Below are 13,949 nucleotides of genomic sequence, written 5' to 3'. Positions count from 1 at the left end.
GCTTCCACCCCCGCCGGACGGGGTGGAAGTTTTGCGCGGACATCCGCGCTGGCGGTCAGGCCATATGCTGACCACCGTTGATTGCAATGTTGGCGCCGGTGACGAAAGCGGCTTCGTCCGACGCCAGGTAGGCCACGAGGCCTGCAATTTCTTCCGGCTTTCCCAGACGCGACACCGGAATCTGCGGCAGGATCTTGCTGTCGAGAATCTCCTGCGGAATCGCCATCACCATCTTGGTGCCGATGTAGCCCGGTGAAATCGTGTTGACCGTGACGCCGTTGCGCGCCACTTCAAGCGCCAGCGCCTTGGTGAAGCCATGCATGCCGGCCTTGGCAGCCGAATAGTTGGTCTGGCCGAAGGCGCCCTTGGAGCCATTGACCGACGACACATTGATGACGCGGCCCCACTTGCGCTCGGTCATGCCGTCGATGACCTGCTTGGTCATGTTGAAGCAGGAGTCGAGATTGGTCGAGATCACCACTTTCCAGTCCGCCGCCGTCATCTTCTTGAATGTCATGTCGCGCGTGATGCCGGCGTTGTTCACCAGCACATCCACCGGTCCCACTTCCCGGGTCACGGTTTCCACGCACGCCTTGCAGGAATCGAAATCCGACACATCGCACGCGTACGCCTTGAACCCGTAGCCCATGTTGTTCATCGCCTGCAGCCATTCGGCAGCCTTCGTATTGCCCGGGCTGTGCGTGGTGACCACGCGGAAACCCAGCGCCGCGAGCTTGATGCAGACCGCTTCCCCCAGTCCGCCCATGCCACCCGTTACCAGTGCGACTCTTGCCATGCTTGTCTCCTCCGATTTTGTTGAGGGTATTTCGCTGCCGCGGCCCCCCTCTTTAAGGCCGCCATTTCTCAAGTCGTTGCAAGCCCTTTCACGTACCGTCCGGGGGCCGCTTCAATCACGGCGTACCGGGCATTTCCGGGGGCTTTCGGCGCGGCCACCTTCTTGCCGGACTTGCCCGCCAGCCACACGGCGTAGTGCTTCCACCAGCTGCCCGGATGTTCGGTGGCGCCCGCGCGCCATTCCAGCGCGGTCGATGCGTCGCCGCCTGTCCAGTGCGAGCGTTTGTCCTTCGAAACCGGATTGATCGTGCCGGCAACATGGCCGCTGGCGCCGAGCACGAAAGTGGTGTCGCCGCCGAGCAGTCCGCGCGCCAGATAGGCACCCGTCCAGGGCACGATGTGATCTTCCGATGTGGCGAGCAGGTAGGCCGGCATGTCGATCTTGCCCAGATCGAGCCGCACGCCGAGTACCTCGAGCTTGCCCGGCACGCGCAGGCTGTTTTCCAGATAAAGATTGCGCAGATACCAGGCCAGGAAGGGCCCGGGCAGATTCGTGCTGTCGCAGTTCCAGTGCAGGATGTCGAAAGGCGGGGGCGTTTCGCCCTTCAGGTAGTTGCCGACCACGTAATTCCAGATCAGGTCGTTCGGCCGCAGGCTGCTGAAGGTTTGCGCCAGTTCGCGCCCGGGCAGCACGCCACCGCGTCCGATGGTTGCTTCGCGCGCAGCCACCATGCCTTCGTCGATCAGGCAGGCAAGTTCACCGGCGTCGGAAAAGTCGAGCAGCGTGGTCAGCAAGGCCATGCTGGCCGCCGGTTTCTCGCCGCGACCGCAAGCCACGGCGAGCGCCGAGGCCAGAATGGTGCCGCCGACGCAGAAACCCAGCGTGTTCGGCTGTGCGTCACCCGTGATGTCGCGTACGACATCCAGCGCCGTCAGCGGGCCGAGACTGAGGTAGTTTTCCCAAGTCAGTTTACCCATCGAGTCGTCCGGATTGCGCCACGACACGAGGAAAACGGTAAAGCCCTGTTCCACCAGGTAACGCACCAGAGAGTTTTCCGGCTGCAAGTCCATCAGGTAATACTTGTTGATGCAGGGCGGAATGATCAGCAGTGGCTTCGCATGCACCTTCTCGGTCAGCGGCGCGTACTGGATCAGCTGTATCAGCGTGTTCTCGAACACCACCGAACCTGGCGTCACGGCGAGGTTCCTGCCGACCTCGAAGGCACCTGGTGCCGACATCGAAATGTAACCCTGCTGCAGGTCGCGCAGAAGGTTCTCCATGCCCTTGCGGATGCTTTCGCCCTCCGTGCGCAGCGCTGTCTGGATGAATTCAGGGTTGGTCGCGGCGAAATTCGCCGGCGACATCGCCTCAATCATCTGCTTCGACAGGTAGCGCATGCGCTCCTTGGCGCGTCCGTCGGCCACCGGCGTCGCCTCGACGCATTCGCGCATGAAGGCCGAGTTGAGCGCATAAGCCTGGCGGAGATAGTCGAAATACGGGCTCTCCGACCATTCCGGCGCACGGAAGCGGCGATCCGACGGATCCATCCTGACCACCGGGGTGCCCGGCTCATCGGGTTTGCGTTGTGCAAAGGCCTGCCAGAGCTGATGCTGGCTGGCCAGCCACTGCTGATGCAGGGCGTTGAAGCGCTCGGCTTCGGGCGGCGGAAAACCGATTGGCGGAAGCGCTGTCTGAGCAGCAGCGGCGCGGGCGCCATCCGGTAGCTGCTGACGAGCCATGAAATCGCTGAAGTGGCGGCTCATGGCTGTCATGATGGCCATCCAGTCCTGGGTCTGTTCGCCGTTTGGCGGCATTGAAGATGACCCGGGGCTTGCCGATTCGCTGCTCATCTATTTCGATCCCTGTCGTTCCTGATGTACCCGTATGCACAGCCAGCGACGGTAAGCTGTGGTGTCATCGGGTACGGATTTACGGCTACCGAGCATAGCAGCGGCAACATCAAAGGACCTGTCTTCGGGTCCGGCATTGCATGAATGCAGCACATTTATACCCTGCGCCATTCAGCATCGCCAAGAATTGTTGCATTGCACAAAAACTGTGTCAATCCCGTAGTGCGGAAGGAGTCACACCTGATGTACATCGTCGCCATCGCCTGGATCTACGTCGTGCTGATGATGTCGATCACCGAACACTCCATCATCGCCGGCATCATGACCTTTGTTTTCTACGGTCTGGCGCCACTGGCCCTTTTTCTGTGGATTTTCGGCACGCCGGCGCGACGGCGAGCGACGCATCGGAAATCGCTGCTCGCGCAAGCCGAAGCTTCAGTAGGCGAATCCGTCGACCAGATGGTGGATCAGCACGATGCTGCCGATGCCGGCCGAAATGAGCACCACCTGCTGAATGGTGGCGGACAGCTCGGCACGGCGGTGCAGACCGGGGATCAGGTCGGCGACAGCGACATAGATCATGCTGGCAGCCGCGATGCACAGCAGGTAGGGCACCGCCCCTGATATCGACGCCAGCGCGAAGTACGCGCCGACGGCGCCGACCAGCGTGGCCATGCTCGACAGCAGATTGAAGGCGAGCGCCTTCATGCGGCTCATGCCCGAGTGCAGCAGGACCAGATAGTCGCCGACTTCCTGCGGGATTTCGTGCGCCACGATCGCGGTGGCGGTGACGATGCCCAGCGGAATGCTCTGCGTGAAGGCAGCGGCGATCAGCACCCCGTCGACAAAATTGTGGAAGGCGTCACCGATCAGGATCAACGATGCGCTGCGCATCGATTCCTCGCTGCCATAGCCATGCGCATGGCCACCACCCGGGGAGTGGCTGTGAGCCTTGAGCGCCAAGGGTGTCGCCGCCGGCGCAACTGGCCGGTATGAATGCGCAGTCGAGCTGCGCTTCACTTCGACCGGGTCATGCGCCTCGCAGCTCACTTCATGGCAGTGCCGCCACAGCACCAGCTTTTCCAGCAGGAAGAATCCGAGGATGCCGGCCAGCAGAATGCTTGTGGCAAGCTCGACGCTGCCGATTTCGGTGATCGCCTGCGGCAGCACACCGAGCAACGATGCACCGAGCAGCGCACCGACCGAATAGCTGATGAGCAGCGGAATGCTGTGCGGCTTCGCGGCAAAACCGACCAGGGCAGCGGCACATACACTGATCACGCCACCCACGAACGAGGCGAGCACGATCCACATGAGTACAGACATAAAGTGCCGCGAGTAGCTGAAAAGAGGCCGGATTATCCTTGATCCGGCGACATAGAGGGGTTTGCAGTCCGCCAGATCAGGCTGGCCATGCGCCCGGTGCGACCTTCGCGCCGGAACGAATGGAACAGCCCGGCCTGTCCGACCGTACACAAACCGCCTCCATACACGGCCTGCACGCCGGCCTGTGCGAGCTCGAGTCGGGCCAGCCGGTAGATATCGGCGAACAGCCGGTCGCCCTTTCCGGGCCTGAAGGCGTCTTCTGCCCGTGCCAGCCGTGCCGCAAAGACACCCTTCACTTCAGGTCCGACCTCGAACGCATCCGGCCCGATGGCTGGTCCGAGCCAGGCAAGGATGTCTGACGCCGGACATCCCATGCGTTCGACTGTACGGCTCAGCACACCCGCAGCAAGACCACGCCAGCCCGCATGCGCGGCAGCCACTACCGTGCCTTGCCGGTTGCAGAACAGCACCGGCAGGCAATCCGCGGTCAGCACCGCGCACACCGAACCCGGCTGATGCGACACCGATGCGTCGGCACACGCGGTGTGGGCAATATCGGCATCCGCCACGTCGACGCCGTGCACCTGATCGAGCCACAGCGGTTCGGCAGGCAGGCAGGCGCGCAGCAGCGCGCGATTGGCCGCAACAGCAGTCGGATCGTCGCCGACGTGCGACGCCGGGTTGAACGGGCCGAACGGAGGCTGACTGACCCCGCCGAGACGGGTCGTCACGGCCGCATGGATGCCGGGCGGGGCCGGCCAGTCGGGGCGGATCAGCGGCAGCGTCATCGGGGCACTCGCAGGCTGTCGATCAGCTGCACCAGATCATCCGGCAGCGGCACCTCCCAGGCGACGTCGGCGCCGCTTCGCGGGTGGATCAGTCCGAGGCGCCAGGCGTGCAGCGCCTGCCGGCCGAACTGCGCCGCCACCGGACGTGGCGCATAGGTGTCGTCACCGAGCAGCGGGTGACCGATGGATGCCATGTGTACGCGAATCTGGTGCGTGCGGCCGGTTTCCAGCCGGCACTCGACCGCCGTGGCGTCACGCAGCCGATCGCGCAAGGCGTAGTGGGTGCGCGCAGGCCGCCCGGTCGGCACGACAGCCATGCGCGTGCGATGCACCGGATGGCGGCCGATCGGCGCATCCACCACGCCGTCGGTCCGCACGGCACCGCTGACCACCGCAATGTAGCGGCGCGACACGGAGCGTGCCTGCAGCTGGCGCACCAGATCGGTCTGCGCTTCAAGCGTGCAGGCCACCACCAGAAGGCCGGTCGTGTCCTTGTCCAGCCGATGCACGATGCCCGCGCGCGGCACCTGCGCCAGCGCCGGGCGGTGATGCAGCAGTGCATTGAGCAAGGTGCCGTCCGGCACACCATTGCCCGGGTGCACGACCATGCCGGCCGGCTTGCTGACCACCAGCAGCGTGTCGTCTTCGTGGATGATGTCGAGCGGGATGTCCTGCGGAGCATGCACGGTGTCCGGCGCAGGTACGTCGGGATCGAGTTCGAGCCGCTCGCCGGTGAAGGTGCGGCGCCGGGTGTCGCTCGCCACCTCCTCGTCCACCTTCACCCGACCCGCGCGCAGCCAGTCCTGAAGCCGCGCCCGCGAGTACTGCGGCCACACTGCAGCCAGCACCACGTCGAGCCGCTGGCCGACCACGCCGGGCGGCACCACTGCATGAAGTCGATGACCGGGCGGCTCGGCGATATAATCCTCTTCTTGAATCTCTTCCAGGGCTGGTTCGGTCATGTGGCGTATTTTAACGATAGTGCTTGTGGTGATGCTGTCCGCTGGCTGCAACATCCTGCCGAAGAAGATCGACGAAACGGCAAACTGGTCGGCGCAGCGTCTGTACACCGAAGCCAAGCAACTGCTCGACGAAGGCGCCTTCGACCAGTCGGTCAAAATGTACGAAAAGCTGGAAGCGCGTTACCCCTACGGCCGTTACGCGCAGCAGGCGCAGATCGAGGTGGCCTACGCCTACTACCGCTCCGGTGACCGCGTACAGGCGCTTGCCGCCTGCGAACGATTCATCCGCCTGCACCCCAATCACCCGAACATCGATTACATCTTCTACCTGCGCGGCCTGGTCGACTTCAACGAAGACATGGGTTTCATGAGCAAGATTTCGCGTCAGGACATGACCGAGCGCGACCCCAAGGGCCTGCGCGACTCGTTCGATGCGCTGAAGGAACTGATCACGCGCTACCCGGACAGCAAGTATGTGCCGGACGCCAAGGCGCGCATGGGCTATCTGGTCAATGCGCTGGCCGCCGCAGAAGTGCATGTGGCGCGATACTACTTCCGGCGCGGCGCCTATCTCGCCGCGGCGAACCGCGCACAGTTCGCGATCAGCAATTTCCAGGAATCGCCGTCGACCGAAGAAGCGCTGTACATCCTCACCCGCTCGTATGAACAGCTCGGCCTGAGCGACTTGCAGGAAGATGCCCAGCGCGTCATGGTGAAGAACTTCCCCGAGAGCACCTATCCGGAACTGGGCTTCCAGGACGGCAAGGACGACCCGTGGTGGAAGCTCTGGTAATCATCCTGCCGCGCAGCCCCGCGCGGCAGATCTGACTGTATCGACAGGGAGCGTCCCATGTACAGCAAGGTCCTGCTCGCCTACGACGGATCCGAATCCGGCCGCCGCGCGCTGTTCGAGTGTGCCGACATCAATAACCTGCTGCATGCCGACATTCACCTGCTGGCGGTCGCGCCGATTGCACCGACGCTATTCGTCGCCGAAGGCTTTGTCGCCGACGTGCCGCAGGAAGAGGAAAACGCACGCTTCGCGCAGGTGCTCGACGATGGCCTGGCCCAGCTCGCGGCACGCAACGTGAAGGCGGCCGGCCATCTGGTGACCGGTGACGCGGTGCGCGAGATCAGCCGCATGGCGCGCGAACTGAAGGTCGACCTCATCGTGATCGGCCACAAGCACCACCCGTCGCGGCTGGAGCGCTGGTGGAAGGGCTCGGTAGGCGCTTCGCTTGTCGAGGAAGCGCCATGCAGCATCCTGGTCGCCGTGCAGAACCCGTGACGGCTGCGGCGCGCGCGGGCACGCGCGACTGGCAGCAGTATTCGGTGCTGGTGGTCGACGACGAAGAAGGCATGCGGAGTTTCATCACGCGCGCGCTAGGTGTGCGCTGTGGTCTGGTGGAAGCCGCCGGCAGCGTCGAATCCGCGCAGCAACTGTTCGCCAGGCTGCACTTCGACCTCATCATTCTCGACATTACCCTGCCCGGCCGCAGCGGCCTTGAATGGCTCAACGAGCTGCGCGAGCAGGGGCACCAGTGCGATGTCATCCTGATCACCGCGTTTGCCGACATCGAGACCGCCATCAACGCGCTGCGTGCCGGTGCGTCGGACTTCATCCTGAAGCCCTTCCGCATCGATCAGCTGATGAATGCCGTCGGCCGCTGCTTCGACCGCGCCGGCCTGCTTCGTGAAAACTATGTGCTGCGGCGGGAGATCGCGCGCCAGACCGAAGGCGTTGAAGGCATGGTCGGCGAATCCGCACCGGTGCGCGAACTGGCCACCGTGCTGCGACGCGCCGCGGCGATGCCCAGCACCGTGCTGCTGACCGGTGAGTCCGGCGTCGGCAAGGAAGTCGCCGCGCGTGCGCTGCACCAGATGAGCCCGCGCGCCGCAGCACCGTTCGTGCCGGTCAACTGCGGCGCCATCAGTGCCGAACTGATCGAATCCGAACTGTTCGGTCACGTGAAGGGCGCGTTCACCGGCGCTCAGGACAACTCCCCCGGTTTGCTGTTCTATGCCCAGGGCGGCACGCTGTTCCTCGACGAAATTTCCGAGCTGCCGCAAGCCATGCAGACCAAGCTGCTGCGCGTGCTCGAAGATCGCATGATCCGCCCGGTCGGTTCGACGCGCGAAGTCCCGGTCGACATCCGCATCGTCGCCGCGAGCAACCGCGACCTTGCAACCGAAGTGCGCACCGGCCGCTTCCGGCAGGATCTGTTCTACCGGCTCGACGTCGTGCGCATCACCATTCCGCCGCTGCGCGAACGGCGTGAAGACGTGAAGCTGCTGATCGCCCACTTCATGGCGCAACTGTCGTGCCGCCTCGGCGTGGCACCGATTCCGCTCGACCGCGACACCGTGCTTCGCATGGCCGGCTACGATTGGCCCGGCAACATCCGCGAGCTGCGCAACCTGGTCGAACGCGCCCTCATCCTCGGCTATTTTCCGGCCGACGCCCTCGGCAGCCTGACCCCGCCCGCCCCCGCCGCAGGCGAGCGCACCGCGCTCGATGACGTCGAACGCAAGCACATCCTCGATGTGCTCACCGCCTGCGGCGGCAACAAATCCGAAGCCGCCCGCCAGCTGGGCGTGTCGCGCAAGACCATAGAACGCAAATGCGCGATGTGGGGTGTCGCCGGGGTTTAGCGACGCATGCGTCGCTCCGGCGACACGGGTCGGCTGTACCCAGCCGACCTCCCACATCCGGGGTTTAGCGACGCATGCGTCGCCCCGGCGACACAGGTGGTACGGCGGATGTGTTGGGCATCGCTGCGCTCACCCCAACCTACGGAGTGCGGCGCGTAGGTTGGGGTGAGCGCAGCGATGCCCAACAACGGGCTGAAGACGGGCGCCCGACGAGCCGTCAGACGACCGCATCGTGCTCGATGGCGCGCAGCCTCTGGCGCACGCGCCGCACCGCTTCGCTGTCGAGTTCGCTGCCGCGCTCGCGCCCGACGCACAGCGCGCCGCGAAAGCCAAGGTAGTCCGGAGCCTGCAAAGCCAGTGCGTCGATGTGCTCCATACGCAACGAGCCGGCCAGGCCGCACATGAGGCTGCGGCCGTGAGCGCGCGCAACGAAATCGGCCAGCCACCCGGAAGATGCGACATCGCACAGGCTGCGGCCCTGCTTCAGCGCGGTATCGACCATGACACCGTCGAAGCCGGCTTCGGCCACCGCGTCCACCAGTTCAAGCGGCGGGGCCAGATCGGCGAACAGGACCGCGATGCGGCGTACGCCGGGCAGCGGCTGCAGCCCGTTGAGACAGTCGAACACCTCGATGTAGCCTCGCCCGCCGTCCGCCCAGCCACGCGGAAACAGGCCGGCCTTCACGTAATCGACGCCGGTGGCCGCGATGCGCGCCATCGCTGCCTGCAGTTCGCTGGCATCCGGGTCGAGGTTGCCGGCGGTGGCGCTGGAGATCGTGCGGCCGGCAACGAAGTCGACGACTGCGCGGATGACATCGACCGGCAGCGCGCCGAGAGCACCATCGGCGGGGTTTTTCAGATCGATCAGATCGACGCCGGCGTCGAGCACGACCCGCGCCTCGGCCAGGTCTCGCACGCTGGCGAGCATGCGGATCAAGACTGCACTCCGGCGCGATGGGCGTCGATCTTCTCGATCAGCCAGCCCCAGGCCTCGCGTTCGGCCGGGCCGGCCGTCTTGTCGATGGCGATCTGTAGATAGGCCAGTTCGGCATCAATCTTCTCGATGGGCAACATGTGCAGGCGGCTGACCAGGATGGCGGCTTCGACCACGGCCGATCGGGCGCGGTTGAAACCGGGGAAGGCACCGTGACCGGCCTCGTGCACGGTGCGACAGTAAAGACGCGGGCGCACGTCGTCTTCCTCGACCTCGACCAGTTCCAGTTCGCGATGGGCCAGCGTGTTGACCAGCCGCGCGCAGGCAACTTGTTCACCGGGCTGAACCGGCCAGTCGCGCCGGCCGGTCAGACACCCGGCGAATACGCGCACATCGTCGGTGAAATTGACCACCGCCACGCGGTTGGCAAGCACGTTGTCCAGTGTGGAGGACGGGCGGAACGGCGACAGTACGGTGAGCCCGCGCTCCTCGCGGATGCCCAATGGCGTGACGTGGGTGCGACCCTGCACGTCGACGGTGGTCAGTATGGCTTCCCAGATCATGGCGTGTCCTGTATGCGGTCCTGGTCGGGATTCTGTGTGCCGTCGGGCATGCTGCCTTGCTGTGCGTCGGCCAGCCGCTCGGCGGCTTTCTTCGGCTTCTTCTTCGTGGTGCTGCCCGGCGCGCGATGCACCTGCAGGTCGACCGGCTTCGCATCGACCGCAGCGCCCCACTCCAGCTCTTCATCCTGCGCGTAGCGCTTGCCCAGCTGATACGCGATCTGCGCGCGCGCCAGCTCCACACCGAGGTAGAACGCGTGACCGGCGTCGTCCTCGACGCCCAGCTTCGGGTAAAGATCGAACGGGTCGGTCGCGACCTGGTGGCCGTCGCGGTTGTAGATATGCACGCCGTTCTCGGCGACCTGGATGCGGAAATTGCGGTCGCGCACCGCGCCGGCCACGTCGACGATTTCCTGCGGCGTGTCGGTGTAGGGGCGACGCGCATGCGTGGTCATCAGCGCACCGGAATAGTCGCGCGGCAGCGCGTTGTCCTCGCGCGCAGCAAACATGATGCGGCGCGCCCAGTCGGCCTCGCGCACGGCGCGACGCGCATGCGGGCTGACTTCGGTCGCGAGGATGGCGCCCACGCGCAGCTCCGAAATGATACCCATCAGAAGCGCATTGATGCCGCTGGTGTCGGCGTCGGTCAGTTCGGTCAGATTGCCCACGCCCATCATCATCGGAATGTCGGGGTGGCTGCGCCGCAGCTCGTGGAAACGCACGATGGACGCGGTCAGTCCGAAGTGGATGGGTTCAAGTATCGGGTCGGCGAAGAAAGGCCGGCCGCGCGCGACCATCAGGTCGACCACGCGACGCAGCGAATCGAGGTCGCCCGGCGTGTTCGGAATCAGGATGGGCGTGGCGTCGACCTCGTCGGCCACCCACAGCGTGTCTTCCTTCAGGCTGAGCAGGAAATCCGCGCCGGCATGGGCACCGCGCAGCAGGTCCTTTGGATCGAGCGAATCGACGCTGACGCGGAAACCTTCGGCCTTGAGCGCGCGCACGCAGTCTTCGAGATGCGGAAAATCGGTGTCGGGCAGGCAACCGATGTCGATCACGTCCGCCCCGTCGCGCCGGTAGCGCTGCGCACGTTCGACGACGGCAGCCACTTCGACCCGGGGCGCATCGACGATCTCGGCAAAGATCAGCACGTCGTGCTTCGACAGGTCGACCACCTTCGCCTTGCGCCCGAAGTGCAGCGGCAGGTCCTTCAGTTCGTCCGGTCCGCGCTGCACCGGCACGCCATAGTGCTGCGCCAGCGCCTCGAGATCGCCGCGGCAGCGGCCGGGCACGATGATGCGGTCGGCGGCGACCGGCGCCGGCAGGCGGCGACGGATCAGTTCGGCCGTCATCAGCCCGGCGACATTGACGCCGATGTCGAGCACCTCGGGCGCGAAGGGCAGCGGCTGCATGTCGTCGAGTATTCGGTGCAGGCTTTTCTGCGCCAGATGCCCGGTCAGGAAGAGGACGCGTTCGACGGAGCGGGCGGAGTCGTTTTCAGGCATGCCAATCTTTGCTTGAGCGCAGCGTTCAGCGCCTCGACGCTGTCGACCACGGTCACGTGTTCGAAGGTCCCGAGGGTCGCGGTATGCGCGAGGTCGATGGCGCGCGGGTAAAGCGTCACCCATTCGCTGGGCGATTCGGTGATCACCACCGGCTCGCTGTCGCAGGCGAACACAATGGTCGGAATGCGCAGCTTGCCGGCCTGCGCAAAGATATTGCTCACCAGCGTATCGGAAATGCCCAGCGCGCACTTGGCCACGGTGTTCGACGTCGCCGGCGCGATCACCACGGTGTGGTACTGCCCCTGGTAGAACAGCCCGACCGGCGCCGCGCTCGCGGTGTTGTCGCGGAAGATGCGATAGCGCTTCTTCATGTCGGCCAGCGGATAGCCGTACATGTTCAGCACTTCTTCACCGGCGCGCGTCATGAAGAGGTCGATGCCGTTCATGGCGTCCGCCAGTTCGAGCGACTCCTTCAGGAAGTGACCGGACCCGGTCAGCCCCCACGCAATGCGCGCGTCGGGCAGCAGTTCCAGCGGGTCCCACTGCGGGTCGAGCCGCGGATCAGAAGCCATCGCCGACCTGCGCGTCAGTGTCGATATCGAGCCGCTTCATCTTGCGGTAGATGGTGTTGCGGCTGACGCCCAGCTCGCGCGCCAACCCGGCGATGTTCCAGCGATGGCGACGCAGCTCGCTCAGCAGCGCGTCACGCTCGGCTGATTGCAACGGATTGAGGTTGCTCGGCGGCGCAGCTGCAACCGCTGTGGTCTCATGCGCGGGTTCGTGCGTGATGGTGGCGGGCGGCAGCGGTTCGGGCGCGTCCAGCATTTCGGCTGGCATGTCGCGCAGCGTGATTTCAGGTCCGTCGCACAGCGCGACCAGCGTGCGCAGCACATAGCGCAGCTGACGGATATTACCCGGCCAGCGGAAGCGGTCGAGCACACTCATCGCCGCATGGCCCAGGCGCACCGGCGGGTGGCGCCCGGCACTTTCCTCGCTCAGGCAGCGCTCGATCAGCGAGCGGCGGTCAGTGCGCTCGCGCAACGGGGGCAGACTGATTTCCATGCCGCGCAGACGGTAGTACAGGTCTTCGCGGAAGCTGCCGTCGCGCACCATGGCGCGCAGATCACGGTGTGTCGCGCACACCAGCTGCAGATCGACCGGCACCGCGTTCTCGCCACCCAGCGGTGTCACCTTGCGCTCTTCGAGCACGCGCAGCAGGCGTGCCTGGAGCTGCAGCGGCATGTCGCCGATCTCGTCGAGGAACAGCGTGCCGCCGTCGGCCTGCAGCACCTTGCCGCGACGGCCGTCGCGATTGGCGCCGGTGAAGGCGCCCTGCTTGTAGCCGAACAGTTCGGATTCGATCAGTGCTTCGGGCAGCGACGCGCAGTTGATCGCGACGAAAGGCCCGCGTGCGCGCTGGCTCGACGCATGAAAGGCGCGCGCGAACACTTCCTTGCCGGTGCCGGTTTCGCCAGCGATCAGCAGCGGAATGTCGCGATCGAGGATGCGCATCGCGCTGTGTACATTGCCGGCCATGCGCAGGTCGCCCAGGTCCAGCTCGGCCAGCGCCTGCGCGGCCGACGCGGAATCGCTGGCGCGTGTACCGCTTTGCGTGCGGGTACGCGAGGGTTGCTGGGCCAGCAGATGCCAGGTCTGGTGCTGCGGCATCGACAGCGCGAGCGGATGAAAACCGGCGCGGAAGGTACGCGACAGCAGTTCCGGCAGCGACTGGCCGAAAAATTCGGTCACTTCGCGTCCGAGCAGCGCCTCGCCCTCCGGCGACAGCAGTTCGAACGCAATGTGATTGGCTTCGATCACCTCACCCTCCGGCGACAGCGCAAGCAGACCGTCGACCGCAGTCAGAACGCGGCCGGCGTGGGCGTGGAAGCGGATGATGTAGTCGGCGGCATGGCGTGCCCGGAAGGCGCGGTGTTCGATCACCCGTGCCGAACGCTCGATCAGCGCTCGCAGCGCGCGTGCGCCGCCCGGAGCGAGCGAACATACCGCCAGCACCGCCGCCGCCTCGCCGACGCCGTCGTAGATCGGTGCCGCGGCGCACACCATGTCGGTATGGCGCGCAAAAAAGTGCTCTTCGCCGGCGATCACCAGCGAATGACGTTCGGCCAGCACGGTGCCGATGCCATTCGTGCCCTGCACGTCCTCGCTCCAGCGCGCGCCTTCAACCAGTCCGCGCAGCGACGCTTCACGCGCGAAACCCGGGTGACGCACGATGCTGACGATGACGCCCTCGGCGTCTGCCAGCACCAGCGCCGACTGCGGGTCGTCGAGCTGACGATGCAGTGTCTGCATTTCCGGGATTGCGCTGTCCATGACCTCACCCAGCCGGTCGCCGCGTTCGCGCCAGGCCTGGGGCGCCAGCGGTGGCGGGCTGTCTTCGGCGGCCGGGTCGAGGCCCAGTTCGTGAAAGCAGCGCAACCACGAGCGGGCCACGAGTTCGTGGCCTGCCGGGCGTTGCGGACGGCTGATGATGGCGTGAACCGAACGGACGTGTTCCGCCACCGAATTGGAAGACACCATGAATTCAAGCCTTGGGAGCCCGGGCCGCTCAGTGCGCG

General features: G+C 65.4%; 13 protein-coding genes. 3 read left to right on the top strand and 10 right to left on the bottom strand.

The window, feature by feature from the left end:
* Window positions 1–55 precede the first annotated feature (55 nt).
* The 5 genes from phbB to rluD all read right to left on the bottom strand — a co-directional run bounded on the left by phbB (window position 56) and on the right by rluD (window position 5,722).
* Window positions 56–796, bottom strand: a complete 741-nt coding sequence (gene phbB, locus NMQ14_RS03555; protein ID WP_257078448.1) for an acetoacetyl-CoA reductase — start codon at window positions 794–796, stop codon at window positions 56–58.
* Between the two features lie 68 nt (window positions 797–864).
* Window positions 865–2,610: a class I poly(R)-hydroxyalkanoic acid synthase gene (phaC, locus tag NMQ14_RS03550; protein ID WP_257093544.1), complete on the bottom strand. Its 1,746-nt coding sequence runs from the start codon at window positions 2,608–2,610 to the stop codon at window positions 865–867.
* Window positions 2,611–3,081: 471 nt separating this feature from the next.
* Complete coding sequence (locus NMQ14_RS03545) at window positions 3,082–3,972, bottom strand: ZIP family metal transporter (RefSeq protein WP_257093542.1); 891 nt, start codon at window positions 3,970–3,972, stop codon at window positions 3,082–3,084.
* Window positions 3,973–4,004: 32 nt separating this feature from the next.
* Window positions 4,005–4,760, bottom strand: a complete 756-nt coding sequence (gene pgeF / locus NMQ14_RS03540) for a peptidoglycan editing factor PgeF (protein WP_257093540.1) — start codon at window positions 4,758–4,760, stop codon at window positions 4,005–4,007.
* Complete coding sequence (gene rluD / locus NMQ14_RS03535) at window positions 4,757–5,722, bottom strand: 23S rRNA pseudouridine(1911/1915/1917) synthase RluD (protein ID WP_257093538.1); 966 nt, start codon at window positions 5,720–5,722, stop codon at window positions 4,757–4,759. The genes pgeF and rluD overlap by 4 nt, the downstream gene beginning before the upstream one ends.
* Here rluD and NMQ14_RS03530 point away from each other — a divergent pair.
* Genes NMQ14_RS03530 through NMQ14_RS03520 form a run of 3 tightly spaced genes read left to right on the top strand, consistent with a single transcriptional unit; the run spans window position 5,721 to window position 8,374 of the window.
* The gene (locus NMQ14_RS03530) at window positions 5,721–6,515 is read left to right on the top strand and encodes an outer membrane protein assembly factor BamD (protein ID WP_257078443.1); all 795 of its coding nucleotides are present in this window, start codon (window positions 5,721–5,723) and stop codon (window positions 6,513–6,515) included. The two genes, rluD and NMQ14_RS03530, sit on opposite strands and share 2 nt — an antisense overlap.
* A gap of 57 nt (window positions 6,516–6,572) precedes the next feature.
* Window positions 6,573–7,010: a universal stress protein gene (locus tag NMQ14_RS03525; RefSeq protein ID WP_257078442.1), complete on the top strand. Its 438-nt coding sequence runs from the start codon at window positions 6,573–6,575 to the stop codon at window positions 7,008–7,010.
* Entirely contained in the window at window positions 6,977–8,374 is a 1,398-nt protein-coding gene (locus tag NMQ14_RS03520; RefSeq protein WP_257093535.1) for a sigma-54 dependent transcriptional regulator, read from the top strand. Before NMQ14_RS03525 ends, NMQ14_RS03520 begins: the two co-directional genes overlap by 34 nt.
* 217 nt (window positions 8,375–8,591) lie before the next feature.
* On the opposite strand, the gene NMQ14_RS03515 is transcribed toward NMQ14_RS03520, so the two are convergent.
* From NMQ14_RS03515 to NMQ14_RS03495, 5 genes are read right to left on the bottom strand one after another with little or no spacing between them, the layout of a single operon-like run.
* Window positions 8,592–9,302: a (5-formylfuran-3-yl)methyl phosphate synthase gene (locus NMQ14_RS03515; RefSeq protein ID WP_257093888.1), complete on the bottom strand. Its 711-nt coding sequence runs from the start codon at window positions 9,300–9,302 to the stop codon at window positions 8,592–8,594.
* 5 nt (window positions 9,303–9,307) lie between these two features.
* Window positions 9,308–9,871, bottom strand: coding sequence for a DUF447 domain-containing protein (locus NMQ14_RS03510; RefSeq protein ID WP_257093533.1), 564 nt, complete (start codon window positions 9,869–9,871; stop codon window positions 9,308–9,310).
* Window positions 9,868–11,373, bottom strand: a complete 1,506-nt coding sequence (locus NMQ14_RS03505; protein WP_257093531.1) for a DUF6513 domain-containing protein — start codon at window positions 11,371–11,373, stop codon at window positions 9,868–9,870. Before NMQ14_RS03505 ends, NMQ14_RS03510 begins: the two co-directional genes overlap by 4 nt.
* Window positions 11,325–11,945: a flavoprotein gene (locus NMQ14_RS03500; RefSeq protein WP_257093529.1), complete on the bottom strand. Its 621-nt coding sequence runs from the start codon at window positions 11,943–11,945 to the stop codon at window positions 11,325–11,327. Before NMQ14_RS03500 ends, NMQ14_RS03505 begins: the two co-directional genes overlap by 49 nt.
* On the bottom strand, window positions 11,935–13,911 hold the full coding sequence (locus NMQ14_RS03495; RefSeq protein ID WP_257093528.1) for a sigma-54-dependent Fis family transcriptional regulator: 1,977 nt from the start codon (window positions 13,909–13,911) through the stop codon (window positions 11,935–11,937). The genes NMQ14_RS03500 and NMQ14_RS03495 overlap by 11 nt, the downstream gene beginning before the upstream one ends.
* Window positions 13,912–13,949 lie beyond the last annotated feature (38 nt).

This window comes from Methyloversatilis sp. XJ19-13 (assembly GCF_024580155.1).
In the GTDB taxonomy this organism is placed as follows: Bacteria; Pseudomonadota; Gammaproteobacteria; order Burkholderiales; family Rhodocyclaceae; genus Methyloversatilis.
This window is presented reverse-complemented; position numbering and strand designations above follow the sequence as displayed.